This is a genomic window from Streptomyces sp. NPDC002853, assembly GCF_053591915.1.
On the sequence record NZ_JBSFUS010000012.1, the window covers coordinates 256,148 to 280,703 of the forward strand.

Sequence of the window (24,556 nt, forward strand, 5' to 3'; positions counted from 1 at the left end):
CTGCGTAGTACTGCGTGAGTACTGCGTGAGTAGTGCGTGAGTTCTGCGTGCGTTCCGTGGCTTACGGAGAGGTAGACGCACGTTCGACGCAGAACTCATCGCCCCTCGCGAGACTTTTTTCCCGGGAGTTCGACGAGGGCTCCTCAGCCCGTGAGCGGCAGCGCCGCCAGCTGCGCGACCACCCAGGTCAGCGGCCCGAACACGGCCGCGAGCGCGCCCGCCCGCAGCGCGGCGGTGCCGCGCAGCATCGACGTCGGCGCCCCGAGCTGGAGCAGCGCCGATGTCGTGTCGGAGCGGGCGTGCTTGGCCTCGACGGCGGCCGTGGCCAGGGTGAGGACCGCGCAGCCCGCCACGAGCAGCGAGCCGAGCGCGGTCAGCGGGCCGACGTCCGGCCGGTCACCGGAGTAGAGCGTGAGCGCCGCGTATCCCGCCGAGCCCACCACGCAGAGCACCCCGAGCGGCCGTCCGATCCGCCGGGCCTCCTCCTGCAGCCCGCGCCCGGCAAGGAGCCGCATCGCCCCTGGCCTGGCCGCCTGCAGGATCCGCCCGCACAGATACGTGAGGCCGGGTCCCGCGAGGGCGAGGCCGACCGCCGTGAGCGCCCACCCGGCGAGCACACCAGCGGGGCTGCCGGTCAGACCGCCCGGCAGCGTCAAATTCGAGGTGCCGGGGGCGCGGCTCGCGTACGCCTCGACGGCGAGGCCCGCCGCGAGGAGTGCGATGCCCCACGGCAGCCCGCTCGGCGGGGCGGCGGGTGCGTCCGGGTCCACGGGCTCCTTCTGGTCGGTGCCCGGCTTGCCGCGGCGCTTGGTCGTCCGGGGCCGCAGGGCGGCCGCACTCGCTGCGGAGGCGGCCAGCGGTACCAGGGCCAGCAGGGTGAGTGCCGCGGCGAGGGGCAACGGCTGCCCGGCGGCGAGCAGTTCGGACGCGGCGCCGTCGAACGGCAGGCCCGACAGATCGCCGCGCAGGTGCAGGAAGAACAGGAGCGCGACCATCGAGCCGAGCGTGCAGGCCACGGCCGTGGAGATCGCGGCGAGGACGGTGAGCCTGGCCGGACCGAGCCCCACCGCGGAGAGCCCGGAGCGTGGCTTGGTCGCCGGGTCGGTGCGCGCGACGGTGACGGCGAAGTACACGGTGGCGGCGATCGGCGCGACGCACCAGGCGAGGCGCAGCGCGGCCCCGCCGGACGCGTCCGGGTGGCCCATCGCGTAACCCAGCGTGCACAGCAGCAGGAAGCCGGTGCCGGCCGAGGCCGCGGCCACCAGCAGCCTGCGCAGCTGGACCAGGGGGTGGGCCCCGCGGGCTAGACGGAGAGCGAGCACGCGGCCCGGCCTTCCGCGTCGTCGGACTCGCCCTCGGCAGAAGCGGAGGCGGCGGGGGAGGCGGGAGCGGGCTCGTCCTCGGCGGAGGCGGAGGCGGAGGCGGCGGCGGGGGAGGCAGCGGACGTGGCGGCATCCGCCCCGTCCCCGGCCTGCCCGCCTCCCTCGGGGGCTCCCGCATCCCCGGGGGACGCCACGGCGTCCCCCGTTCCCGGCAGATGCACCGTGTTCACGCGCCGCCCGTCGAGCAGCGTGACCGTGCGGTCGGCGAGGGCGGCGACCTCCGCGTCATGCGTGGCGAGGACGACCGTGATGCCGTGCGAGCGGGCCGCGGTCGTCAGCGTGCGCAGGACGTGGGCGCGATCGGCCCGGTGCAGCGGAGCCGTCGGCTCGTCGGCGAAGATCACGGACGGCATGGTGACCAGGGAGCGGGCGATGGCGATCCGCTGGCGCTGGGCCTGGAGCAGCGCGTGCGGCCGCTTGCGGGCGCAGTCACCGATGTCGAGGCGGTCGAGCCACTCCTGGGCCGTGGTCTTGGAGGCCCGGTGCGAGGCGCCGCGCAGCATCAGCGGCAGCGCGACGTTCTCCCGGGCCGTGAGCTCGGGGACGAGGTGCGGCTCCGGGTCGATCCAGCCGAAGCGGTCGCGGCGCAGGCGTTCGCGCATGGCCGGGCCCATCGTGTGGACGGGCGCGCTGTTGAACCAGACCTCGCCCTGCTGGGGCAGGAGCTGGCCGGAGAGGCAGCGCAGAAGAGTCGTCTTGCCGCTGCCGCGCGGGCCGGTGACGGCGAGGATCTCGGCCTCGCGGACACCGAGTGATACGCCGGTGAGCGCGGGCGAGCCGTTGTGCGTGACGTGCAAGGCGCGTGCCCACAGCACGTCGTTGTCCGGCGGGGCCACCATCACGTACACCTCGGTTCAGATCAGTTTGCCTCCCCCGTACGGGGGAACGAAGGCGGGGCCGATCGGTCACTGGGCACGCTAGGGATCCAGGCCGTGCTGCCTGGAAACGACGCGGCCCGGGGGCGTCCGTTCTCACTCGAACGGGCGCCCCCGGGGCCGGTGTTGATCACTCGATCACACTATGGATCCCGGCGAGGGACCCCAGGGATCAGAGCTTCGTCCACGCCTCCGTGAGGACGTGGCGCAGGATGCCCTCGATCTCGTCGAAGGTCTCCTGGGTGGAGATCAGCGGCGGGGCGAGCTGGACGACCGGGTCGCCACGGTCGTCGGCGCGGCAGTACAGGCCGTTCTCGTACAGCGCCTTGGAGAGGAAGCCGTACAGGACGCGCTCGGTCTCCTCGTCGTTGAACGTCTCCTTGGTGGCCTTGTCCTTCACGAGCTCGATGCCGTAGAAGAAGCCGTTGCCGCGGACGTCGCCGACGATCGGCAGGTCGTGCAGCTTGCGCAGGGTCTGGTAGAACGCGTCCTCGTTGTCGAGGACGTGCTGGTTGAGACCCTCCTTCTCGAAGATGTCGAGGTTGGCGATGCCGACCGCCGCGGACACGGGGTGGCCGCCGAAGGTGTAGCCGTGCAGGAAGGTGTTGTCGCCCTTGTAGAACGGCTCGGCGAGCTTGTCCGAGATGATGCAGGCGCCGATCGGGGAGTAGCCCGAGGTCATGCCCTTGGCGCAGGTGATCATGTCCGGGACGTAGCCGAACTTGTCACAGGCGAACATCGTGCCGAGGCGGCCGAAGGCGCAGATGACCTCGTCCGAGACGAGCAGCACGTCGTACTTGTCGCAGATCTCGCGTACGCGCTGGAAGTACCCGGGCGGGGGCGGGAAGCAGCCGCCCGCGTTCTGTACCGGCTCCAGGAACACGGCGGCGACCGTCTCGGGGCCCTCGAAGAGGATCTCCTGCTCGATCTGGTCGGCGGCCCAGCGGCCGAAGGCCTCGGGGTCGTCGCCGTGGATCGGGGCGCGGTAGATGTTCGTGTTCGGCACCTTGTGCGCACCCGGGACGAGCGGCTCGAAGGGGGCCTTGAGCGCGGGCAGACCGGTGATGGACAGGGCGCCCTGCGGGGTGCCGTGGTAGGCGACCGCGCGCGAGATGACCTTGTACTTCGTGTGGTTGCCGGTGAGCTTGTGGTACTGCTTCGCCAGCTTCCACGCGGTCTCGACGGCCTCGCCGCCACCGGTGGTGAAGAAGACCTTGTTGAGGTCGCCGGGCGCGTGGTTGGCCAAACGTTCCGCCAGCTCGACGGCCTTCGGGTGGGCGTAGCTCCACACCGGGAAGAAGGCCAGCTCCTGCGCCTGCTTGTAGGCGGTCTCGGCGAGCTCGTGGCGGCCGTGGCCCGCGTTGACGACGAAGAGGCCGGACAGACCGTCCAGGTACTTCTTGCCCTTGTCGTCGTAGATGTAGGTGCCCTCGCCACGCACGATGGTGGGCACGGGTGCGTTCTCGTAGTCCGACATGCGGGTGAAGTGCATCCACAAGTGGTCGTACGCGGTTTGGCTGAGGTCCTTGCTCACGGCTATCGGGTTCCCCACATATAGGTCTGCTTCTTGAGCTTCAGATAGACGAAGCTCTCGGTGGAGCGCACGCCGGGGAGGGCGCGGATGCGCTTGTTGATCACTTCGAGAAGGTGGTCGTCGTCCTCGCAGACGACCTCCACCATCAGGTCGAAGGAGCCCGCGGTCATCACCACGTACTCACACTCGGCCATGGCCGTCAGCGCCTCCGCGACGGGGTCCAGGTCTCCCTCGACGTTGATGCCGACCATTGCCTGGCGCCGGAATCCCACGGTGAGCGGGTCCGTGACGGCGACGATCTGCATGACGCCCTGGTCGAGCAGCTTCTGGACGCGTTGGCGCACGGCCGCTTCGGACAGGCCCACGGCCTTGCCGATGGCGGCGTACGGACGGCGTCCGTCCTCCTGAAGCTGTTCGATGATCGCCAGGGAGACGGCGTCGATGGGAGAAGAGCCGTTCCCGTGTCGGGAACTACTGGAATCTGCGCTGCGACTGGCCACGACCCCATGGTGCACAGGAGTCGACAGTTCCGCAAGGTCAGATCGATGAAATTCGTTGTCTGGAGCTTCGATCGTCACGGATTTCGCAGCTTGGGGCCCCCGGGTATGTTGAAAGCGTCGGTGTACCGACTAGGGTGGGAGTCTCATCCATTGGACATCTGACTGGAGGGCCGGAAGTGACCACCGAGCTGCGCCGTCTGCGTAACTACATCGACGGAGAATTCCGGGACGCCGCCGACGGCCGGACCACCGAGGTGGTCAACCCCGCCAACGGCGAGCCCTACGCCACCGCGCCCCTGTCGGGGCAGGCCGACGTCGACGCCGCCATGGAGGCCGCCGCCGCCGCGTTCCCCGCCTGGCGTGACCTGACGCCCGCCGAGCGCCAGAAGGCCCTGCTGAAGATCGCCGACGCCTTCGAGGAGCGCGCCGAGGAGCTCATCGCGGCCGAGGTCGAGAACACGGGCAAGCCGACCGGGCTCACGCGGTCCGAGGAAATCCCGCCCATGGTCGACCAGATCCGCTTCTTCGCGGGTGCGGCCCGGATGCTCGAGGGCCGCGCGGCCGGCGAGTACATGGAGGGTCTGACCTCCATCATCCGCCGCGAGCCGATCGGCGTCTGCGCGCAGGTCGCGCCGTGGAACTACCCGATGATGATGGGCGTATGGAAGTTCGCCCCGGCGCTCGCCGCGGGCAACACCGTCGTCCTCAAGCCCTCGGACACGACCCCCGCGTCGACCGTCCTGATGGCCGAGATCATCGGCTCGATCGTCCCCAAGGGCGTCTTCAACGTCGTCTGCGGCGACCGTGACACCGGCCGCGCGATGGTCGAGCACAACACCCCGGCGATGGCCTCCATCACCGGCTCCGTGCGCGCCGGCATGCAGGTCGCCGAGTCCGCGTCCAAGGACCTCAAGCGGGTCCACCTGGAGCTTGGCGGCAAGGCGCCGGTCGTCGTCTTCGAGGACGCCGACCTGGCCAAGGCCGTCGAGGACATCTCGGTGGCGGGCTTCTTCAACGCGGGCCAGGACTGTACGGCCGCCACGCGCGTGCTCGTCCACGAGTCCATCCACGACGACTTCGTGACCGCGCTCGCCAAGGCCGCGGCCGACACGAAGACCGGGCAGCCGGACGACGAGGACGTGCTCTTCGGCCCGCTCAACAACGCCAACCAGCTGAAGCAGGTCTCCGGCTTCATCGACCGCCTTCCGGCGCACGCCAAGGTCGAGGCGGGCGGGCAGCGGGTCGGCGACAAGGGCTTCTTCTACGCCCCGACCGTCGTCTCCGGCCTCAAGCAGGACGACGAGATCATCCAGAACGAGGTCTTCGGCCCGGTCATCACCGTCCAGTCCTTCACGGACGAGGAGCAGGCGGTCTCGTACGCGAACGGCGTGGACTACGCCCTCGCCTCCTCGGTCTGGACGCAGAACCACGCGCGTGCGATGCGGATGTCGAAGGTCCTGGACTTCGGCTGCGTCTGGATCAACACGCACATCCCGCTGGTCGCGGAGATGCCGCACGGTGGCTTCAAGAAGTCCGGCTACGGCAAGGACCTTTCGGCCTACGGCTTCGACGACTACACGCGCATCAAGCACGTGATGACGTCGATCGAGGGTTAGTCCTCCCTGGCCCTGGGCTAATTGGGATGCCCGGCCCCGCCGCCCCCGCGTACCGTCAGGAACGCGGGGGCGGCTCCGTGGTGTGCTTCCTTCTTTCTCATCTCTGCAAAAGATCCGTAGCGCACCCACTCCCCGCCCCCGCCTTTCTGCACTACGGGGGTGTGACCTGATGACGACGGCCGACGATCTCGCGGGACTGCTGCTGCGTCGGCGGCAGAGCGTGTACGTTCCCGAAGGCGCCGGACGGTCCGCCCAGGCCGACGCCGCCGTGGTCGTCCTCGAAGCCGAACTCGCCGACCGCGGGCACCTGTTGACGGCCCCGCTGCGCCGCGCGCTGACCGCGCTCTCCGTCACCGACCTCGCCGCGACCGGCACGAAGCTGCTCGCCGACGTCGACGCGCTGATGGGCTCCGACCGACACCACGCCCCGCTGTTCCGGCGGTTCCCCGACGAGGTCCCGTACCAGCACGCGTACGCCCGCTACACCTCCCTCGTCGTCGCGCATCTCGCCGCCCAGCCCCACCAGCCCTGCATGAACTGCGCCGGCACCAAGGCCCGCGTCCGTGCGCTCAAGCCCTGCGCGCACCTCCTGTGCGACGACTGCCACCGCAAGGAACTGGACACGGGCTGCTGCGACGACTGCTGCGTCTGGTACGCCTGCCCCATCTGCGAGAACCGCTACGAGACCGACGGGCCCACCAACCCCTGGCTCGACACCGGGGCCGGCCGGGGCGGTGACGGCGGCGAGATCCTGCGCGCGCTGCGCCTGGGGGCGCCCGGCGACGCGGCCGCCGAACTCGCCGCGCTGCTCGCCCGCCGCACGCCCCTGAACGCCCAGGACCACGACGACCTGGTGCTGCTTCTCGGGTACGCGGATGCCGCCGACGCCGCCGACTGGCTCCCGGCCGGCATACCGCTGCGCGAGAGCAAGGCGCTCGCCCTCGCGCCGCTGCTCGACGTGCCGGACGTGCGCGCGTTCGTCGGGCGGTACGCGGACACCGCCACCGACGTGCTGCGCATCCTCGTCGTACGGTCCGCGGGCGACCCCGACCTGCTCGAACTGCCGCGCCTGCGCGGGCTCCCGCGTCCCGTACGCCGTGCTCTCCTCGCCCTGCTCGACGGGTTCGACCTGCGGCGGCTCGCCGAGGACATGGACCGCGATCCGCGCGCGTGGAAGCGGGTCGGTGAAATCCTGCACCCCTTCGAGCAGGCCCACCGGCACGCGCGCGTGGCGCTCGCCTTCGCCGTCCTTCGCGGGACCCGCATCGGCGACAGCGCACTCTCCGAGGTGTTGCTCGCCGAGGCCGCACGCCACGAGGACGTCCGCATCGAGGGTGACCGGCTGCGGATCTCCACCTGGCAGGGGCGCGTCGAGGAGGCCATCGGCCGCTGGGACACCACGGGCGCGGCCGGACTGCTGCGCGAGCGCCCCGGTGAACTCCTGCGCCGTCTGGACCTGTTGTTGGCCCGGTCGGGCGCCGAGACCCTGCCGGAGGCGCTGGGCGACGCGCTCGCCGACGCCCTGCCCCGCTCCGGGCCCGGGCCGCTGCTCGGTGCGTACGGCCGCATGAAGGTCCGCGCCGAGCCGGGGCACCGCCGCGTCTTCTTCCCGCGCGGACGCGTCACCCGGGCCTACGCGGTCGACGACGACCGGCCGCCGCTGCCGGCCCGGGTGGCGGGACGTGCCGGTGAGCTGATCGAGGCGGAGGCGGTGCGGCGGCTCGCCGCGGGGGAGGGCGAGCGGTACGACGTCGCGGTGCTCGACGCCTCGCTCGACGACCTGCCGGTTCCGTTCGCCGAGCGAGCGTCGGCGGCGTCGCTGGTCGCCGTGCCGCGCGGCACCTCGCTGCCCATGCCCACGGACAGCGAGAACGTGCGGCTCTTCCTGCACTGGCTGCAGCCCAAGGGCGTACGCGTCGACCTCGACCTGTCCGTCGCGCTCTACGACGACCTATGGCGTTTCGTCGGCCTGTGCGACTACACACACCTGACGTACGCGGGCGGCGCCGCCCGGCACTCCGGGGACCTCACGGCGGCGCCCGCCCCGCACGGCGCCACCGAGTACCTGGACCTCGACCTGCCGCGGCTGGCCGACGTGGGGGTGCGCTTCGTGGTGCCCGCGGTCCTCTCGTACAACAACGTGCCCTTCGACGAACTCCCCGACGCCTTCGCGGGGTTCATGGCGGTGCGGGGCAAGGAGCGTGCCGTCTACGACCCGCGCACCGTCCGGCAGCGCTTCGACCTCGCGGGTGATGCCGCGCTGCGCGTGCCGATGATCGTCGACCTGCGGACGCGCCGCGCATGGTGGGCCGACGTCACCCTGGCCACAGGGGACGGCAACCACGACGTGTGGCGCCACCGCAAGCAGCTCGGCCGCATGGGCAACGACCTGCTCGACACCTTCCGGCCGCGCGGCCGGGCCACCCTGTGGGACCTCGCCTGCTGGACGGCGGCGGCCCGCACCGAAGGACCGGTGTACGTGCGCGGCCGTGGCCACGTCCTGTGGGGCTACCGCCGTGCCGACGACGAGCCGCGCGCCGACTTCGCGCTGCGGGTCCGCGACGGGTGGGAGCCGGACGAGCTGCGCGCGGAGGCGGAGCCGGAACTTGCGGGACGCCGGGCGCTTCTGGCGCTGCTGCACGGCGAGTTGGAGGGCGTGGACGGCGTCGCGTCCGGCACGGCGTACCGCCTCTACCCGGGGCCGGTCGATGCCTCGCCGCTTGAGCGGATCACCGCGGGGGACCTGGCGGGGTGGCTGGCGCCGGCGTGAGGAGGGGTTGTCCCCGATCGACAGGGTGTCGGTTCCGGACCCCTCGGCTCGACGCAGCGTCCATTGCCTGTACGTGACACACAGGCGCATGCTGCCGGGGTGCGAGCGAACCCCAGTGCCTCCTCAGTCTCCCGCCGGTCCCTGCTGCGCGCCCTCGGCGGCGCGGCGGCCGTCAGCTCGCTCGCGGGCTGCGGCGTGCCCGCGGCGTACATAGCCCCCGGCGACCGTGCCGCCGGGGACCGCTCACGGCGGGACAAGACGCTGACCTTCGCCAACTGGCCGCTCTACATCGACACCGACGACGATGACTCGACGAAGCGGCCCTCGCTCGACGCCTTCGAGAAGCGGACCGGAATCGACGTCCGCTACACGGAGGAGATCAACGACAACGACGAGTTCTTCGGCAAGATCAGTCCGTCCCTGATGAACCACCAGGAGACCGGCCGCGACCTCATCGTCATCAGCGACTGGATGTGCGCGCGCTTCGTGCGGCTCGGCTGGGTCCAGGAGATGGACCGCGCGCGGCAGCCGAACGTCACCAAGTACCTGGACCCGCTGCTGCGTTCGCCGCACTTCGACCCGGGTCGCAAGCACACCGTGCCCTGGCAGTCGGGCATCACCGGCATCGCGTACAACAAGCGCAGGCTGGGCCGGGAGATCAAGCACGTGTCCGACCTGTGGGCCGACGACCTCAAGGGCCGGGTCACGCTGCTGTCCGGGCTCGACGAGTCGTTCGCGCTGCTCATGCAGGGGGACGGGGTCGACATCACCAAGTGGAAGGCGGACGACTTCCACGCGGTGTGCGACCGGGTGGAGAAACTCGTGGCCTCGAAGCACATCCGCCGCTTCACCGGCAACGACTACATCAAGGATCTCTCCAGCGGCGACGTCCTGGCCTGTCAGGCCTACAGCGGTGACGTCATCCAGCTCCAGGCCGACGACCCGGACATCGAGTTCGTCGTCCCCGAGGAGGGCGCGGAACTCTGGGCGGAATCGCTGATGATCCCGAACCTGGCCCGCCACAAGCGGAACGCGGAACAGCTCATCGACTACTACTACGACCCCGAGGTGGCCGCGGAGCTCGCCGCCTGGGTCAACTACGTCTGCCCGGTGCCGGCCGCCCGTGACGTCCTCGCCTCGTCCAAGGACAAGGAACTGGCGGCCCTCGCCGAGGACCCGCTGATCTTCCCGGACGACTCCATGCGCAAGCGGCTCGCCATCGCGCGGGACATCACGTCGGAGGAGCGGACGGATTTCGCCAAGCGGTGGAACGCTATCGCGGGGCTGTAGGGCGGGCGGAGCCGTGTGGCCCCCGGCTTGTTCAGGAACGGCGTCGGCGCAGGGCCTTGCGGACGGCGTCGAGTCCGTCCTGGCACAGCATTCCCCAGTACTCCAGTTTGTCCCTCACGGTCATCCGCACCGCCTGCCACTTGAACCACGGCGGAAGCCGCCGAAACGGCACGAAAGCCAGGGCGTCCCTGAGGGCGTGCTCGGCGAAGCCGCCGGGGCCCTCGGCGCGCAGCGCGGCGTACAGCTCCGGCGTCAGCTCGCCGTGCAGCCGGGCGGCATGGCCTGCCGCGGTGAAGGCGAAGCCGCGCTCGTGGGGGTCCGGCAACCGTGTGGCCCGGACGATCCGGGGTGACGCTTCGGCCAGGGAACAGTTGAAGGCCAGTCCGATCACGGCGGAGCCCAGGGGGCGGACCCTGCCCCGCTCATGGGCCGCGTCCCATGCGGCGGGATCGTCGAACCGCAGCAGGCTCTCGTCGCCTTCCCAGTCCCACCCGGGCGCCATGGGCCACTCTCCTTCCGTCAGCGCCGGCGGCGCAGAGCCTTTCCGGCATCCTCGATCGCGTACGACGCCTCCAACCGCCAGGTCGTCAGCTTGTCCCGCACCTTTGACGCGACCTTGCGCCACTTGAACCACAGCGGCAGCTCCCGGAACGGCACGAACGTCAGTGTGTCGTCCACCGCGTTCTCCGCGAGGCCGCGATGACCCTCCGCCCGCAGGGCGGCGTACAGCTCCGAGGTGAGGCCGCGGTTGAGGCGGGCCACGGTGCCCGCCGCGGTGTACGCGAACCCCCGCTGGCCGTGGTCCGGCAGCCGCATCGCCCGGATGATGCGGGGTGAGGCCTCCGCCGGCGTGCAGTTGAAGGCGAGGCCGATGGCTGCCGTGCCGAGGCCGCGCTCGCCGCGGTCGTGCGCCGCGTCCCACTCGGCGGGGTCGTCGAGGCCCAGCAGGCCCTCGCCGCTCTCCCAGTTCCACTCGGCCGTCATGGCCGTGCTCCCTTCTGCCGGTCCCCGGATGCGGGCAGGGCTCAGCCCGGCCCGCGCGGAACCCCGCGTTCGATTTGAACACCCACGAGTCTCGTTCCGTTTCATAGGTAACTGCATGGCTCGTGCGGCCCTCCCGTCCGGGTGCCGCGGAAAAGGACGAACTTGATGATCAAGCGAACCGGCCTTCTCGTGGGGCTCGCCGCTCTGCCCGCCGCTCTCCTCACCGTGGTCGTCTCGTCCCCGGTGTTCGCGGCGGACCCCCCGGCCTACCAGATCGACCTGGCCCCGCTGAACGACTCCGGCTCCACGGGGACAGCCCTCCTGAGCCTGCGCGGCAACGCGCTGACCGTGTGGATCAAGTCCGAGGGCCTGGTCCCGGGACAGCCGTCGGCGCAGCACCTGCACGGTTCCACCGACGGGCACGACTTCCAGTGCCCGGACGACGGTGACGACACCAACGGCGACGGCATCCTCGACAACACCGAGGCCACCGTCCACTACGGCGACATCAACATCTCGCTGACCGAATCCGGGGCCACCGACGCGGCCAGCGGCCTCGCCGTGGACCGGATGCCGGTGGCCGACGCGCAGGGCAAGGTCTCCTACAAGCGCACCATCACCGTGGGGCAGGACGTGGTCGAGCACATCAAGGACCTGCACATCGTGCAGCACGGCATCGACCCCAACGACAACGGCAAGTACGACTTCGAGGGCGCCGGCAAGAGCGAACTCGACCCGAAGCTCCCCCAGGAGGCCACCGCTCCGACCAACTGCGGTGTGGTCAAGGGCGCGGCCGTCGGATCCGTTCCCATCGGCGGGGTCGAGACCGGCGGAGGCACGCAGGACCGTACGTACACCGGCGTCGCGACCGGCGCAGCCGGGGCCGCGGCGGTCGCCGCCGCCGGGACACTGGTGCTCGCCAGGCGGCGCCTGATGACCCCGGCCGCGGTCGCGGTCGCCGTCGCGAAGACGGGGGACGCCGCGTGAGCCGCTCGGCCTGGCGGGCGTGGACCGGGCTCCGGCGCGCCTCGGCGGCCGCGGTCGCCGCCGTCGCGGCCGCCCTGGTGCTCACGGCGTGCGCGGGTCCTGACGACACCGCCGCCGCGCCCGCCCCTCCCCGCCAGAGCGCGGCGGGGGACGGCGCGGCGGGTGAGGGTACGGCGGATGACGGCTCCACGCCGTCGGCCGGATCGGGCAAGGATGCCCCCGAGGCCCTGGCCCGGTCGGTTCCGCGACGCGTCGCCATTCCCTCCCTGGGAGTGTCCAGCGCGCTGGAGACGCTCGGGCAGGGCGACGGCGGGGAGATGACGACGCCGAAGGACCCCGATCTCGCGGGCTGGTACGAACCGGGCCCCACCCCCGGCTCCAAGGGCCCGGCGGTGATCGCGGGCCATGTGACGTGGGACGGCGCGGACGCCGTCTTCAAGAAGCTGAAGACCATGAAGGCCGGGGACACGATCGAGGTCACGCGCGAGGACGGCAGGACCGCCACCTTCGCGGTGGACCGTGTCGAGGAGTATCCGAAGAAGGAGTTCCCCACCCTGGAGGTGTACAAGAACATCGACCACGCGGGGCTGCGCCTGATCACCTGCGGCGGAGAGTTCGACGCGGACCGGAACTACTACCCCAACAACGTGACGGTGTTCGCGAGCATGACGGGCGTCGCGTGATCCTCACCCCGCTTCATGGCGGTCAGGGCGATCCGCTCGGCGACCGGGTTCATGTCCTTCCCCTTGGCACCGGTCGCGTTGACCGAGTAGGCGAGAGTGCGGGAGCCGTTCTCGGTGGAGGCGATCATGCTCAGGTAGCCGTGGCGGGAACCGGTCTTGAGCCAGACCACCTGACCGTCCACCTCGTGTCGCTGGAGCCCCGCGCCGAACATGGCGTCGGGGACGCCCGGCGCCAGCTTCGGCAGGGTGAACATCTCCTTCAACTGAGGCTGCGGCACGACCTTTCCGTCGAACAGGGCCTGGGTGAACACCTCCAGGTCGGCGGTGGAGGAGATCATGTCGCCCGCCGCGAAGCGGTCGTACTGATTCCACTCGGTGACGTCGACGAGCCGGGTGGTCCCGTCCGGCTGCCGCACGCTCTGGTAGCCGCGGTTGTGCGGACCGCGGATGCGGAGGTCGGTCCCGGGGAAGTAGGTGTCACGCAGGTGGAGCGGCCTGAAGATCCGCTGCGCGGCCTGATGGGCGTACGAGTCCCCGGTGACCCGCTCGATGAGCATGCCGAGCACGGTGTAGCCGATGTTGCGGTAGTGCTGTTCGTCGCCGGGGTCGTGCTGGGGCCCCTTGGAGATGGCCGACGCGACGACCTTCCGGTAGTCCAACGTGTCGAAGCGGTGGGCGTATTCGTCGTCGAAGCCGTCGCCCGGCCGCAGGCCGCTGGTGTAGTTGAGGAGGCCGCGCACGGGGATGGGCTCGAACCTCTTCTTCGGGTCCTGCTGCTTCGGGAACAGCTCCGGCATGTAGTGCTGCACCGGCTTGTCGAGGTCCAGTTCGCCGTCGGCGGCCAGTTGCAGCGCCACGGCCGCCGTCACGATCTTGGTCGTCGATCCGGCGCGGAAGCGCCCGTGCGGGTCGGCCTTTCTCCCCGTGACCAGGTCGTGTACGCCGGAAGTCCCGCGCCAGGCCCCGTCCGTGCCGCCGACGCGGACCAGGGCGGCGGTCGCGTCGGCATCCGGGAGGCCCCTGAGCGCGGCGCGCAGGGCCTTGGCGTCCGGCGCGGAACCCTGCGGGGCGACCGCCGCGGGCGCGGTGTGCGCCTGTGCCAGGGCGGGAGCGGCCGCCGCGCCGGTGAGGCCGATGACGAGGGCGGCGGCGAGAGCGGTACGAGCGCGGAACTGCACGGTGTGACTCCAGGATGGCTGCGGTGCGGAAGGTGTGCCGTCCATCCTGGTGCGCCTGCGGGCAGGGCGGATCCTCACTGGGGAGGGCGAGGGCCCGGCGAATACCGAGGGGTCAACACCCATACGCATCAGGGGTGTTGGCGGGTCATCCCCTAGGGGGCGCCGGTGGCGGGGTGGTCGGCGCGCTCCTGCGCGGCCATCACCTCGTCACCGTGGTCGAAGGCCCATGCCCCGAATGCCTCGATGGGGCCGAGCAACGTACGCCCCAGGGCGGTGAGTTCGTACTCGACGCGGGGCGGCGATTGAGGGTACGACCTGCGCGACACCAGGCCGTTGTACTCCAGGCGGCGCAGGGTCTCGGTGAGGATCTTGGGGCTGATGCCGCCGATCAGGCCGCGCAGTTCACGCGGGCGGCGCGGGCCGTGCCGCAGGGCCCAGAGGGTCACCGCGTTCCAGGTGTTGGCGAGCAGGTCGAAGGCGAGCCGGGCGCGGCAGTCGGCGAGCAGATCGTCGTTCGTCACGTACCGAATGGTGCCCGAGCCTTTTCCTACTGTCGTGCCGTACCCCGGCGAACCGGTGAACCGGGGCGCGGAACGAGAGGAAGACAGGCATGCGCATAGGCATCATCGGCACGGGAGCCATGGCGGACGCGCTCGGCACGCAGTGGGTGCGGGCGGGGCACGACGTGCTGATCGGCGGGCGGGACGAGGGCCGCGCGGCGGCGCTCGCCGCGCGCATGGGCGCGGCAGGGCACGGAACACCGCGTGCGGCGGCCGAGTTCGGGGACGCGGTCCTGCTCGCCCTGCCGTACGCGGCGGGGGCATCCGTCGCGGGAGAGCTCCAGGTACCGCTTCGCGAACGGGTGTTGATCGACTGCTCCAATCCCGTCGGCCCCGGCTTCGGGCTGCTCACCGAGGGCGGCCCATCGGCCGCACGACGGCTCGCCGACGCCGCGCCCGGAGCGCGTGTCGTCAAGGCGTTCAACCTCTGCCACGAGGACGTGTGGCGGATGGACCCGCCGGTCTTCGACGGCAGGACGCTGGCGGTCCCGCTCTGCGGGGACGACGCGGGCGCCCTGGACGTCGTACGGGAGCTCGTGAAGGACGCCGGGTGCGCGCCGTTCGCCGCGGGCGGCCTGGAGCGGGCCGGTCTGGTGGAGGCCACGGCGGCGCTGCTCATCGGGCTCTGGGTGGGGGAGGGGGCGGACGCGCAGGCCATCGCGCCACCGCTCGCGTATGCCGCGGGTGCCCCGCGGGAGGCGGCCGTCCCCGTCCCCGCCCCCGTCACTTCGCCATGAGCAGGATGACGAGGACGATGCCGACCAGGAGTGCGATGGTCAGCATGCGGCCCACGGGGTGCCGTGGATTGAGGCGATGGCCGCGATAGCCCCGTTCGTCGCGCTCGTACACGAAGAGCGGCTCTTCCCGCTTGTCGTCGTCGCTGTTCCCCATGCACCACAAGCTAGTTGAGGAAACCGTTCGCCTACGAGAGCGCGCCGTCCGGTCGCATGCCCTGAGCGCGCAAGGCGTGCAGCGTGTCGACGCGGTTGGTCGTGATCGCGTCGACCCCGAGGTCGATGAGCCGGCGCATGGAACGCCTCGTGTCCGGCGTCCAGGCCGAGACGAGCAGCCCCTGACGCTGCACCTGCGTGACCAGCTCACGGTCGAGCAGCGAGAAGCGGTAGTTGAGCCACCGCGGCTTGATCGCTTCGAGCACGGCGTGTCGCGGCGGAGCCAGGCTCGTCCAGGTCAGGGCGATCTCGGCGGCGGGATCCACCGCGCGCACCGCGAGCATCGTCCGGGCGCCGGCGCAGTAGTACACGCGCTCCGACGCCCCGCAGTCGGCGACGGTCCCGACGACCGCGCGCACGGACTCCGGTGTGGCGCCCGGCAGATCCAGCATGAGCCGGTGGCCTTCGGTCGCCGCCACGGCCTCCTCGAGGGTGGGCACGCCGTCCTCCGTGAGGCCGCGCACCTCGTCCGCGGAGAGCACGGACAAGGGGCGGTCGAGTTCCCACAGGCGTTTGAGGGTCGCGTCGTGCAGCAGGACGGGCACGCCGTCACGGCTGAGACGGACGTCGATCTCCACCGCGTCCGCGCCCCGGTCGAGCGCGGAGCGCAGGGAGGGGAGGGTGTTCTCGCGGACGCGGTAGGGATCGCCTCGGTGGGCCACGGCTGTCACGGTGCGCATGGGCCCATTGTGCTGCCGCGCTAGGGGGCGAGCCAGGTCCGCGTGTACGTGTCGATCTCCTCGACGAGCTTCGCCTTGCCGGCCGGGTCGAGGAACGACGCGTCGACGGCGTTCTTCGCCAGGTCCGCGATGCCCCGCTCGTCGAGGCCGAGGAGGCGGGCGGCGATCGCGTACTCGTTGTTGAGGTCGGTGCTGAACATCGGCGGGTCGTCGGAGTTGATGGTGACCGGGACCCCGGCGGCGACGAACTGCTTGATCGGGTGCTCGTCGAGGGTGGCGACGGCGCGCGTCGCGATGTTCGACGTCGGGCAGACCTCGAGCGGGATGCGGTGCTCGGCGAGGTGGGCGAGGAGCTTCGGATCCTGGGCGGCGCTGGTGCCGTGGCCGATGCGCTCGGCGCGCAGGTCGGTGAGGGCGTCCCAGATGGTGCCGGGCCCGGTGGTCTCGCCCGCGTGCGGCACGGAGTGCAGGCCCGCGGCGATGGCACGGTCGAAGTACGGCTTGAACTGCGGCCGAGGCACGCCGATCTCGGGCCCGCCGAGCCCGAAGGAGACCAGGCCCTCGGGGCGCAGCTTGTCGGTGGTCGCGAGCCTTGCCGTCTCCTCGGCGGCTTCCAGCCCCGCCTCGCCGGGGATGTCGAAGCACCAGCGCAGTACGACACCGAGGTCTGCCTCGGCCGACTTGCGGGCGTCCTCTATGGCGTCCATGAAGGCACGGTCGTCGATGCCGCGCCGCACGGAGCTGTAGGGGGTGACGGTCAGCTCGGCGTAGCGGATGTTCTGCCGCGCCATGTCACGGGCGATCTCGTACGTGAGCAGGCGTACGTCGTCCGCGGTGCGGACCAGGTCCACGACCGACAGATACACCTGGACGAAGTGGGCGAAGTCCGTGAACGTGAAGAAGTCGGCGAGCGCCTCGACGTCCGTGGGCACCTTGGAGTCGGGGTGGCGGGCGGAGAGGGCCGAGACGATGCGGGGAGATGCCGAGCCGACATGGTGTACGTGCAGTTCTGCCTTGGGCAGTCCTGCGATGAAGGCATGCGGGTCGCGTGGCTCACGGGTGCTGCTGCGCGGATCGGTCACGGTTTCCTCCCCAGGAACGGAATTGATCGGCTGATCGGTGGGTCGGGGATCATCGTAAGTGGCGGGCCCGCGGCCCAGGCGGTGGCCGTAGCATGACGGAACGTAGGAAAGAGGTGGCGCGGGATGTCCGAGGGGTCGGCAGGGCCGGGCGGGTCCGAGGGGCGGAATCCCTGGGCTCCGCCACAGGACGAGGCGGGGCGGGTGCCGCTGGAGAAGCGGGACCCGTGGGCTGCGCCGGCCGCGCCCGCGCAGCCGTCTCCGGCATCGGCTCCGTCTCCGGCAGCGTCTCCGGCTCCTGCTCCGGGGGGTGCGCCGGGCCAGGGTGAGCCGGTGCCGCCGCCTCCGATCGGTCCCGAGGGTCCGGGACAGGTGCCCTACGGCTACCCCGGGTTTCCCGAGCCGGGGCCGCAGGGTGGCGGGGCTCCCGGGCCGGGACCGCAGGGCTACCCCGGATATCCCGGCTACCCGGGCCACCAGGGGCAGGGCCCTCCCGGATACGGCTGGTCCGCGATGCCGATGGCTCCCGCCAATGGGATGGGCGTGGCCGGGCTGGTCCTCGGGATCGTCTCGGCGGCAGTCTTCTGCCTGTGGCCCCTGGCGATCGTCCTCGGCATCCTGGCGATCATCTTCGGGGCGATCGGGCGCGGCAGGGCGCGGCGCGGCGAGGCGACGAACCCCGGACAGGCACTGGCCGGGATCATCTGCGGGGCCGCGGGCATCGTGCTGGGCGTGGCCCTGCTGGTCGTGCTGATCGTGGTGCCGGACGACGCGTTCGAGGAGGACGGGGCAGGTTCGGAGGGCGGCAGCTACTCGGCCTCCGCCTGCGTCAGGCCCTGAACCGCCCTTTCGCGGCTCTGAAACCGCTGTTCGAGGCGCTGTACCGCTGTTTCGAGGCGCTGCACCGCCGCTTCGAGGCCCTGCACCGCCGTTGCGCGGCGGATCTTTCCGGCCCCGTCTGAGGTCCCCGCAGCGCTACCGGAGCCGTTCCCGTGCCTCATCAGGGCGAAGCCCAGCAGGTTCGGGCCGAGCCACTTCTCCGGGTCTTGGGCGCGCTCGTCGTCGGCCGCGAGGCCTATGCCCCAGACGCGGTCCATCGGGCTCGCCTCGACGAGCACCCGCGACCCCGTGCCCAGCAGGTAGGACGAGAGCGCGGGCGTGGACGAGAACTTGTGCACGCTGCCCTCGACCACGATGCCGAACCGCTCGCGCTCCCATGTCGCCTCGTCGAAGCCCCGCACCAGGCGCCCCTCCTTCTTCGCCTCGGCGGGCGTACGCGCGGCCAGGACCGCGGCCTCGGCCTCCGCGTCGGAGAAGAGGCGGGCCTTCGCGGCCATCATCCAGTGCTCGGCCGTCCCGTACTCCACGCCGTCCACGGTGAACGGCGACAGCCACCACTGGCTCAGGCAGCTCGAACCGAGCGTCCCGTCCCGCCGCGGCCGGTGCCCCCAGAAGTGCAGATACTTCACACGCCCGCCCGCTCGCACCGACGCGACCAGCGTGTTCACCGAGTCGATCTTCGTCATACACGCGAGTCTGGCACGCACCACTGACATTCCGTCCTGGGTTTTCCAGGACGACTCGACACCTGGTCGACAGATTCCGTCGCGTAACCAAAAGGCAACAACGGAATCACTTGTTGGAGTACCACTGCTCTGTCAGGATCGGCACTCAAATCGATCTGGAGCTACGCCGACCCCCTGGGACGGGGACGACGGCGGAGGAGAGCGTCATGCACAACTTCCAGGCGCAGGACCACTTCGCGGAAGGCGCGCAGTACATCGCGGGACGGCTGACCGAGGGCACCTCCGGGCGCTCCCACGCCGTCGTCGACCCGGCCACCGGCGACGAGATCCACCGGTACGAACTCGCGGGCGAGAAGGACGTCGACGCCGCCGTCGCCGCGGCCGCGCGGGCCTTCCCCGAGTGGGCCGGCGCGACCCCGGGCGAGCGTTCCGACGCCATGCACCGCTTCGCGGGCGTACTGGCCGAGCGCGCCGAGGAGTTCGCGCAGGCCGAGTCGCTCCAGTGCGGCAAGCCCATCAAGCTCAGCCGGGAGTTCGACGTCCCGGGGACCGTGGACAACGCGGCCTTCTTCGCGGGCGCCGCCCGGCACCTCCAGGGTCAGTCGGCCGGCGAGTACTCCGGCGACCACACCTCGTACGTACGGCGTGAGCCCATCGGTGTCGTCGGGTCCATCGCCCCCTGGAACTACCCCCTCCAGATGGCCGCCTGGAAGGTCCTCCCGGCCATCGCCGCGGGCAACACGATCGTCCTCAAGCCCGCCGAGCTCACCCCCTTCACCTCGCTGCTCTTCGCGCAGGCGGCCACCGAGGCGGGCATCCCGGACGGTGTCGTCAACATCGTCAGCGGGGCCGGGCGTGACGCGGGGGAGCGGCTCGTGGGCCACCCCGACGTCGCCATGACCTCCTTCACCGGGTCCACCGGCGTCGGCAAGCGCGTCGCCGAGATCGCCACCTCCACCGTGAAGCGGCTGCACCTGGAGTTGGGTGGCAAGGCGCCGTTCGTCGTCTTCGACGACGCCGATCTCGATGCCGCCGTGCACGGCGCGGTCGCGGGTGCGCTCATCAACACCGGGCAGGACTGCACCGCCGCCACGCGCGCGTACGTGCAACGTCCGCTGTACGACGCCTTCGTGGAGGGCGTGGCCGAGCTCATGGAGACCGTGCGGCTCGGCGACCCCTTCGCCGACGACACCGACCTGGGGCCGCTCATCTCCCACGTCCACCGCGACCGCGTCGCCGGTTTCGTCGACCGGGCACGCTCCTACGCGCGCGTGGTCACCGGCGGCGAGGCGCTCGACCACCCCGGGGCGTTCTACCGGCCCACTCTCATCGCCGACGCCGCCCAGGACAGCGAGATCGTGCAGTCCGAGATCTTCGGACCCGTCCTCGTGGTGCTGCCGTTCGACTCCGACGACGAAGGGATCAGGCTCGCCAACGACACCCCTTACGGTCTCGCCGCCTCCGCCTGGAGCCGCGACGTGTTCCGCGCCAACCGCGCGACCCGCGAGATCAAGGCGGGCTGCGTGTGGGTCAACGACCACATCCCGATCCTGAGCGAGATGCCGCACGGCGGATACAAGGCATCCGGCTACGGCAAGGACATGTCCGCCTACTCCTTCGAGGAGTACACGCAGATCAAGCACGTGATGTTCGACAACACCGCGGTCGTCCGCAAGGACTGGCACCGCACGATTTTCGGGGACCGATAGCCGATAGGCCGCCCGACCAGCGGCCCCATCCTCCCGAAAGGGCAACCAAGCGCATGGAGCAGTACGAGCCCGACCCCCTCTCCCCGGCCCAACTGGCCGCCATGCACCGCAGCCTCAGGAACGGCAGGGCCGCCCTCACCCGCCGCTCGCTGCTGCGGGCCTCCACGAGCGGCGCCCTCGCCATCGGTGGCCTGGGGGCACTCAGTGCCTGCGGCATCCCGGCCGCGAGCAAGGGCCAGGGCGATGTCTCGTCCGAGGACCACTCGGACAAGGAGAAGCGCGTCACCTTCTCCAACTGGACCGAGTACATGGACGTCGACGACGACGAGCGCCGCCCCACCCTGGACGCGTTCACGAAGCGCACCGGGATCAAGGTCAAGTACACCGAGGACATCAACGACAACGTCGAGTTCTTCGGCAAGCTCAAGCCGCAGCTCGCTGCGGGCCAGGACACCGGCCGCGACCTCATCTGCGTCACCGACTGGCTCGCCGCCCGGCTCATCCGCTTCGGCTGGGTCCAGAAACTGGACCCGGCGAACCTGCCGCACGCGTACACCAACCTGGCCGCCCAGTTCCGCAACCCGGACTGGGACCCCGGGCGGGCCTACTCGTACCCGTGGACCGGCATCTCCACCGTCATCGCGTACAACAAGAAGGCGACCGACGGAGAGAAGATCACCTCGGTGTCGCAGCTCCTGGACAACTCCAAGCTCAAGGGGCGCGTCGGCTTCCTCTCCGAGATGCGCGACAGCGTCGGCATGACGCTCATCGACATGGGCAAGGACCCGGCGAAGTTCACCGACGACGACTTCGACGCGGCCATCGCCCGCCTCCAGAAGGCCGTCGACAAGAAGCAGATCCGCCGCTTCACGGGCAACGACTACACCTCGGACCTCGACAAGGGCGACCTCGCCGCGTGCCTGGCCTGGGCCGGAGACGTCGTACAGCTGAAGGCCGACAACCCGGACATCGACTTCCACATCCCCGACCAGGGCTACATCACGTCGACGGACAACCTGCTCGTCCCGAACAAGGCACGCCACAAGAGCAACGCCGAGCGGCTCATCGACTACTACTACGAGCCCGAGCCCGCCGCGCGTCTCGCCGCGTACATCAACTACGTCTGCCCCGTGGACGGTGTGCGTCCCGAGCTCGCCAAGCTCGACAAGGACGCCGCGAACAACCCGCTGATCCTCCCGGACAAGGAGATGGCCGCGAAGTCGCACGGGTTCCGCTCGCTGACACCGAAGGAAGAGACGGCGTACGAGGAGAAGTTCGCCAAGCTGACCGGTGCCTGACCCCTTAACACCCTCCCCTCGACTCCCTCGGACCTCGACCCCCTGGACGCACCATGACGACTGCTACAGAACACGGCGGCGACGTCCGCCTCACCGGGATCAGCAAGACGTACGGCTCCTTCAAGGCCGTACGCCCCCTTGACCTGACCGTGCCGCAGGGCTCCTTCTTCGCGCTGCTCGGCGCGTCCGGTTGTGGCAAGACCACCACGCTCCGCATGATCGCGGGCCTCGAGGAGCCCAGCACGGGCACCGTGCACCTGGGCGAGCAGGACGTCACGGCGCTGCCGCCGTACAAGCGGCCCGTCAACACGGTCTTCCAGTCGTACGCGCTCTTCCCGCACCTCGACATCTTCGAGAACGTCGCCTTCGGCCTGCGCCGCCGCGGCATCAAGTCCGTGAAGGGCAAGGTCGGCGACATGCTCGACCTCGTCCAGCTCGGCGAGCAGGCCCGCAAGAAGCCGCACCAGCTCTCCGGCGGCCAGCAGCAGCGCGTCGCCGTCGCCCGCGCCCTGATCAACCACCCCAAGGTGCTCCTGCTCGACGAGCCGCTCGGAGCCCTCGACCTCAAGCTGCGCCGCCAGATGCAGCTCGAACTCAAGCGCATCCAGACCGAGGTGGGCATCACCTTCATCCACGTCACCCACGACCAGGAGGAGGCCATGACGATGGCCGACCAGGTCGCGGTGATGAACGCGGGCCAGGTCGAACAGCTCGGCGCCCCCGCCGACCTCTACGAGAACCCCCGCACCACCTTCGTCGCCAACTTCCTCGGCACCTCCAACTTCATAGAGGCCGAGATCGCCGGACGCAGCGGAGACGACCTCACCCTCAAGGCCGGCGACGGCAAGCTCACGCTGCCCGCCGCACGATGTACCGCGCCCACCACCACCGGCGGCAAGGTCATCCTCGGCGTACGCCCGGAGAAGATCTCCCTCACGCACGCCGACGAGGCCGGACAGATCCCCGAGGGCCGCAACCGCATCACGGGCCGCATCGCCGACAGCAGCTTCATCGGCGTCTCGACGCAATACGTCGTCCGCAGCCCGATCTGCGACGAGTTCGAGGTCTACGCCCAGAACATCGAGCGCGACACCCGCCTGGTCCCCGGCGTCGACGTCGTCCTGCACTGGAACCCCGCGCACACCTTCGGCCTGGACCCCGCCCAGGACATCGAGGCGGGCGTCGAGAAGGTCGAGGAGGACGCCTCCGCATGACGACGACCCTCACGAAGGCGCCCCCGGCGAAAGAGCCCGAGGAGGCGCCGCGCAAGATCCGCAGGCGCGGGCGGCTCGTCCCCTACTGGCTGCTGCTCCCCGGCATCCTCTGGCTGATCGTCTTCTTCGCGCTGCCGTTGGTCTACCAGGCGTCGACGTCCGTCCAGACGGGCTCCCTCGAGGACGGCTTCAAGGTCACCTGGCACTTCGCCACCTACTGGGAAGCCCTGAGCGACTACTGGCCGCAGTTCCTGCGCTCGGTGATGTACGCGGGCGCCGCCACGATCCTGTGTCTGCTGCTCGGCTATCCCCTCGCGTACCTCATCGCGTTCCGGGCGGGCCGCTGGCGCAACCTCATCCTGGTGCTGGTCATCGCGCCGTTCTTCACCAGCTTCCTCATCCGTACGCTGGCGTGGAAGACGATCCTCGCGGACGGCGGGCCCCTCGTGGGCGCCCTCAACTCGCTGCACGTCCTGGACGTCACCAGCTGGCTCGGCGTCACGGAGGGCGACCGGGTCCTCGCCACACCGCTCGCGGTGATCTGCGGACTCACGTACAACTTCCTGCCGTTCATGATCCTGCCGCTCTACACCTCCCTGGAGCGCATCGACGGACGCCTGCACGAGGCGGCGGGCGACCTCTACGCGAAGCCGTCCACGACCTTCCGCAAGGTGACCTTCCCGCTCTCCATGCCGGGTGTCGTCTCCGGGACGCTGCTCACGTTCATCCCCGCGGCGGGTGACTACGTCAACGCGGATCTGCTCGGCTCCACCGACACCCGCATGGTCGGAAACGTCATCCAGACACAGTTCCTGCGCATCCTGGACTACCCGACGGCCGCGGCCCTCTCCTTCATCCTGATGGCCGCGATCCTCGTCATGGTCACCTTCTACATCCGTAAGTCCGGGACGGAGGATCTCGTCTGATGGCTGCCTTCTTCCGCTGGATTCGCGGCAAATTCGTCGTCATCGCGGGCCTGCTGACGCTCGCGTATCTGCTGCTGCCGAACGTCGTCGTGACGGTGTTCTCCTTCAACAAGCCGAAGGGGCGCTTCAATTACGCCTGGCAGGAGTTCTCGCTCGACGCGTGGAAGGACCCCTGCGGTGTCGCCGACATGTGCGGCTCGCTCAGCCTGAGCCTGCAGATCGCGGCCTGGGCGACGATCGGCGCGACCGTGCTCGGCACGATGATCGCCTTCGCGCTCGTCCGCTACCGCTTCCGGGCGCGCGGCGCGGTCAGCTCGCTGATCTTCCTGCCGATGGCGATGCCCGAGGTCGTCATGGCCGCGTCGCTGCTCACGCTCTTCCTCAACATGGGCGCCCAGCTGGGCTTCTGGACGATCCTCATCGCCCACATCATGTTCTGCCTCAGCTTCGTGGTGACCGCCGTCAAGGCGCGCGTGATGTCCATGGACCCGCGCCTGGAACAAGCCGCGCAGGACCTTTACGCGGGCCCCGTGCAGACCTTCGTCCGGGTCACGCTGCCGATCGCCGCGCCGGGCATCGCGGCGGGCGCGCTGCTCGCCTTCGCGCTCTCCTTCGACGACTTCATCATCACGAATTTCAACGCGGGCTCCACGGTGACGTTCCCGATGTTCGTCTGGGGATCGGCGCAGCGCGGCACGCCCGTCCAGATCAACGTCATCGGCACGGCGATGTTCCTCGTCGCGGTACTGCTCGTGCTCGGCGGCATGATCGTCTCGAAGCGCCGCAACAAGCAGGCCAAGTAAGAATCCGCAGTC

23 protein-coding genes and 1 pseudogene are annotated in these 24,556 nt (G+C 70.5%); 12 read left to right on the forward strand and 12 right to left on the reverse strand.

Annotation, left to right across the window (positions count from 1 at the left end; translation table 11 throughout):
• Positions 1-143: 143 nt before the first annotated feature.
• The 4 genes from ACWD02_RS31800 to ACWD02_RS31815 form a co-directional block, all read right to left on the reverse strand.
• On the reverse strand, positions 144-1,322 hold the full coding sequence (locus ACWD02_RS31800; protein WP_451216572.1) for a hypothetical protein: 1,179 nt from the start codon (positions 1,320-1,322) through the stop codon (positions 144-146).
• Positions 1,304-2,221, reverse strand: coding sequence for an ABC transporter ATP-binding protein (locus ACWD02_RS31805; protein ID WP_451216575.1), 918 nt, complete (start codon positions 2,219-2,221; stop codon positions 1,304-1,306). The genes ACWD02_RS31800 and ACWD02_RS31805 overlap by 19 nt, the downstream gene beginning before the upstream one ends.
• 208 nt (positions 2,222-2,429) lie before the next feature.
• Positions 2,430-3,809: an aspartate aminotransferase family protein gene (locus ACWD02_RS31810; RefSeq protein WP_363212586.1), complete on the reverse strand. Its 1,380-nt coding sequence runs from the start codon at positions 3,807-3,809 to the stop codon at positions 2,430-2,432.
• Positions 3,794-4,306: an Lrp/AsnC family transcriptional regulator gene (locus tag ACWD02_RS31815; RefSeq protein ID WP_363212587.1), complete on the reverse strand. Its 513-nt coding sequence runs from the start codon at positions 4,304-4,306 to the stop codon at positions 3,794-3,796. The genes ACWD02_RS31810 and ACWD02_RS31815 overlap by 16 nt, the downstream gene beginning before the upstream one ends.
• 161 nt (positions 4,307-4,467) lie before the next feature.
• Here ACWD02_RS31815 and ACWD02_RS31820 point away from each other — a divergent pair, with 161 nt between their 5' ends.
• The 3 genes from ACWD02_RS31820 to ACWD02_RS31830 all read left to right on the forward strand — a co-directional run bounded on the left by ACWD02_RS31820 (position 4,468) and on the right by ACWD02_RS31830 (position 9,967).
• Entirely contained in the window at positions 4,468-5,907 is a 1,440-nt protein-coding gene (locus tag ACWD02_RS31820) for a gamma-aminobutyraldehyde dehydrogenase (RefSeq protein WP_451216579.1), read from the forward strand.
• A 169-nt stretch (positions 5,908-6,076) separates the two neighbouring features.
• Positions 6,077-8,677, forward strand: coding sequence for an MXAN_6230/SCO0854 family RING domain-containing protein (locus tag ACWD02_RS31825; protein WP_451216581.1), 2,601 nt, complete (start codon positions 6,077-6,079; stop codon positions 8,675-8,677).
• 99 nt (positions 8,678-8,776) lie between these two features.
• Positions 8,777-9,967 (forward strand): ABC transporter substrate-binding protein, encoded by a 1,191-nt coding sequence (locus tag ACWD02_RS31830; protein WP_451216584.1) that lies wholly within the window; start codon positions 8,777-8,779, stop codon positions 9,965-9,967.
• A 31-nt stretch (positions 9,968-9,998) separates the two neighbouring features.
• On the opposite strand, the gene ACWD02_RS31835 is transcribed toward ACWD02_RS31830, so the two are convergent.
• The gene (locus tag ACWD02_RS31835; protein WP_451216587.1) at positions 9,999-10,469 is read right to left on the reverse strand and encodes a hypothetical protein; all 471 of its coding nucleotides are present in this window, start codon (positions 10,467-10,469) and stop codon (positions 9,999-10,001) included.
• A gap of 17 nt (positions 10,470-10,486) precedes the next feature.
• A complete protein-coding gene (locus ACWD02_RS31840) occupies positions 10,487-10,951 on the reverse strand; it encodes a hypothetical protein (RefSeq protein WP_451216590.1) in 465 nt (154 codons plus the stop codon).
• Positions 10,952-11,113: 162 nt separating this feature from the next.
• Here ACWD02_RS31840 and ACWD02_RS31845 point away from each other — a divergent pair, with 162 nt between their 5' ends.
• Both ACWD02_RS31845 and ACWD02_RS31850 read left to right on the forward strand, forming a co-directional pair.
• Entirely contained in the window at positions 11,114-11,938 is an 825-nt protein-coding gene (locus tag ACWD02_RS31845; RefSeq protein ID WP_451216592.1) for a hypothetical protein, read from the forward strand.
• Positions 11,935-12,621 carry a class F sortase gene (locus tag ACWD02_RS31850; protein ID WP_451216594.1) on the forward strand — a complete coding sequence of 229 codons (687 nt, stop codon included), beginning with the start codon at positions 11,935-11,937 and terminating at the stop codon, positions 12,619-12,621. Before ACWD02_RS31845 ends, ACWD02_RS31850 begins: the two co-directional genes overlap by 4 nt.
• On the opposite strand, the gene ACWD02_RS31855 is transcribed toward ACWD02_RS31850, so the two are convergent.
• Entirely contained in the window at positions 12,573-13,799 is a 1,227-nt protein-coding gene (locus ACWD02_RS31855) for a serine hydrolase domain-containing protein (protein WP_451216597.1), read from the reverse strand. The two genes, ACWD02_RS31850 and ACWD02_RS31855, sit on opposite strands and share 49 nt — an antisense overlap.
• A gap of 152 nt (positions 13,800-13,951) precedes the next feature.
• Positions 13,952-14,320, reverse strand: a complete 369-nt coding sequence (locus tag ACWD02_RS31860) for a winged helix-turn-helix transcriptional regulator (protein ID WP_451216600.1) — start codon at positions 14,318-14,320, stop codon at positions 13,952-13,954.
• Positions 14,321-14,409: 89 nt separating this feature from the next.
• Here ACWD02_RS31860 and ACWD02_RS31865 point away from each other — a divergent pair, with 89 nt between their 5' ends.
• Positions 14,410-15,096 carry an NADPH-dependent F420 reductase gene (locus ACWD02_RS31865; protein ID WP_451216603.1) on the forward strand — a complete coding sequence of 229 codons (687 nt, stop codon included), beginning with the start codon at positions 14,410-14,412 and terminating at the stop codon, positions 15,094-15,096.
• Here ACWD02_RS31865 and ACWD02_RS31870 read toward each other — a convergent pair.
• The 3 genes from ACWD02_RS31870 to ACWD02_RS31880 are packed head-to-tail and all read right to left on the reverse strand — an operon-like array spanning position 15,083 to position 17,071.
• A complete protein-coding gene (locus tag ACWD02_RS31870) occupies positions 15,083-15,250 on the reverse strand; it encodes a hypothetical protein (RefSeq protein ID WP_451216606.1) in 168 nt (55 codons plus the stop codon). The genes ACWD02_RS31865 and ACWD02_RS31870 overlap by 14 nt on opposite strands.
• 31 nt (positions 15,251-15,281) lie before the next feature.
• Positions 15,282-15,989, reverse strand: a complete 708-nt coding sequence (locus ACWD02_RS31875; RefSeq protein WP_451216609.1) for a glycerophosphodiester phosphodiesterase — start codon at positions 15,987-15,989, stop codon at positions 15,282-15,284.
• Between the two features lie 20 nt (positions 15,990-16,009).
• Positions 16,010-17,071: an adenosine deaminase gene (locus ACWD02_RS31880; protein WP_451216612.1), complete on the reverse strand. Its 1,062-nt coding sequence runs from the start codon at positions 17,069-17,071 to the stop codon at positions 16,010-16,012.
• A gap of 330 nt (positions 17,072-17,401) precedes the next feature.
• Here ACWD02_RS31880 and ACWD02_RS31885 point away from each other — a divergent pair, with 330 nt between their 5' ends.
• On the forward strand, positions 17,402-17,908 hold the full coding sequence (locus ACWD02_RS31885) for a DUF4190 domain-containing protein (RefSeq protein WP_451216615.1): 507 nt from the start codon (positions 17,402-17,404) through the stop codon (positions 17,906-17,908).
• Between the two features lie 135 nt (positions 17,909-18,043).
• Here the strand turns inward: ACWD02_RS31885 and ACWD02_RS31890 are convergent.
• Positions 18,044-18,624 (reverse strand): annotated as a pseudogene (locus tag ACWD02_RS31890) (NADAR family protein).
• A 176-nt stretch (positions 18,625-18,800) separates the two neighbouring features.
• Here ACWD02_RS31890 and ACWD02_RS31895 point away from each other — a divergent pair.
• From ACWD02_RS31895 to ACWD02_RS31915, 5 genes are read left to right on the forward strand one after another with little or no spacing between them, the layout of a single operon-like run.
• The gene (locus ACWD02_RS31895) at positions 18,801-20,303 is read left to right on the forward strand and encodes a gamma-aminobutyraldehyde dehydrogenase (RefSeq protein ID WP_451216618.1); all 1,503 of its coding nucleotides are present in this window, start codon (positions 18,801-18,803) and stop codon (positions 20,301-20,303) included.
• Positions 20,304-20,356: 53 nt separating this feature from the next.
• Entirely contained in the window at positions 20,357-21,601 is a 1,245-nt protein-coding gene (locus ACWD02_RS31900; RefSeq protein WP_451216620.1) for an ABC transporter substrate-binding protein, read from the forward strand.
• Positions 21,602-21,654: 53 nt separating this feature from the next.
• On the forward strand, positions 21,655-22,815 hold the full coding sequence (locus ACWD02_RS31905; RefSeq protein WP_451216623.1) for an ABC transporter ATP-binding protein: 1,161 nt from the start codon (positions 21,655-21,657) through the stop codon (positions 22,813-22,815).
• Positions 22,812-23,741: an ABC transporter permease gene (locus ACWD02_RS31910; RefSeq protein ID WP_451216626.1), complete on the forward strand. Its 930-nt coding sequence runs from the start codon at positions 22,812-22,814 to the stop codon at positions 23,739-23,741. The genes ACWD02_RS31905 and ACWD02_RS31910 overlap by 4 nt, the downstream gene beginning before the upstream one ends.
• Positions 23,741-24,544, forward strand: a complete 804-nt coding sequence (locus ACWD02_RS31915; RefSeq protein ID WP_451216629.1) for an ABC transporter permease — start codon at positions 23,741-23,743, stop codon at positions 24,542-24,544. The genes ACWD02_RS31910 and ACWD02_RS31915 overlap by 1 nt, the downstream gene beginning before the upstream one ends.
• Positions 24,545-24,556: the final 12 nt, after the last annotated feature.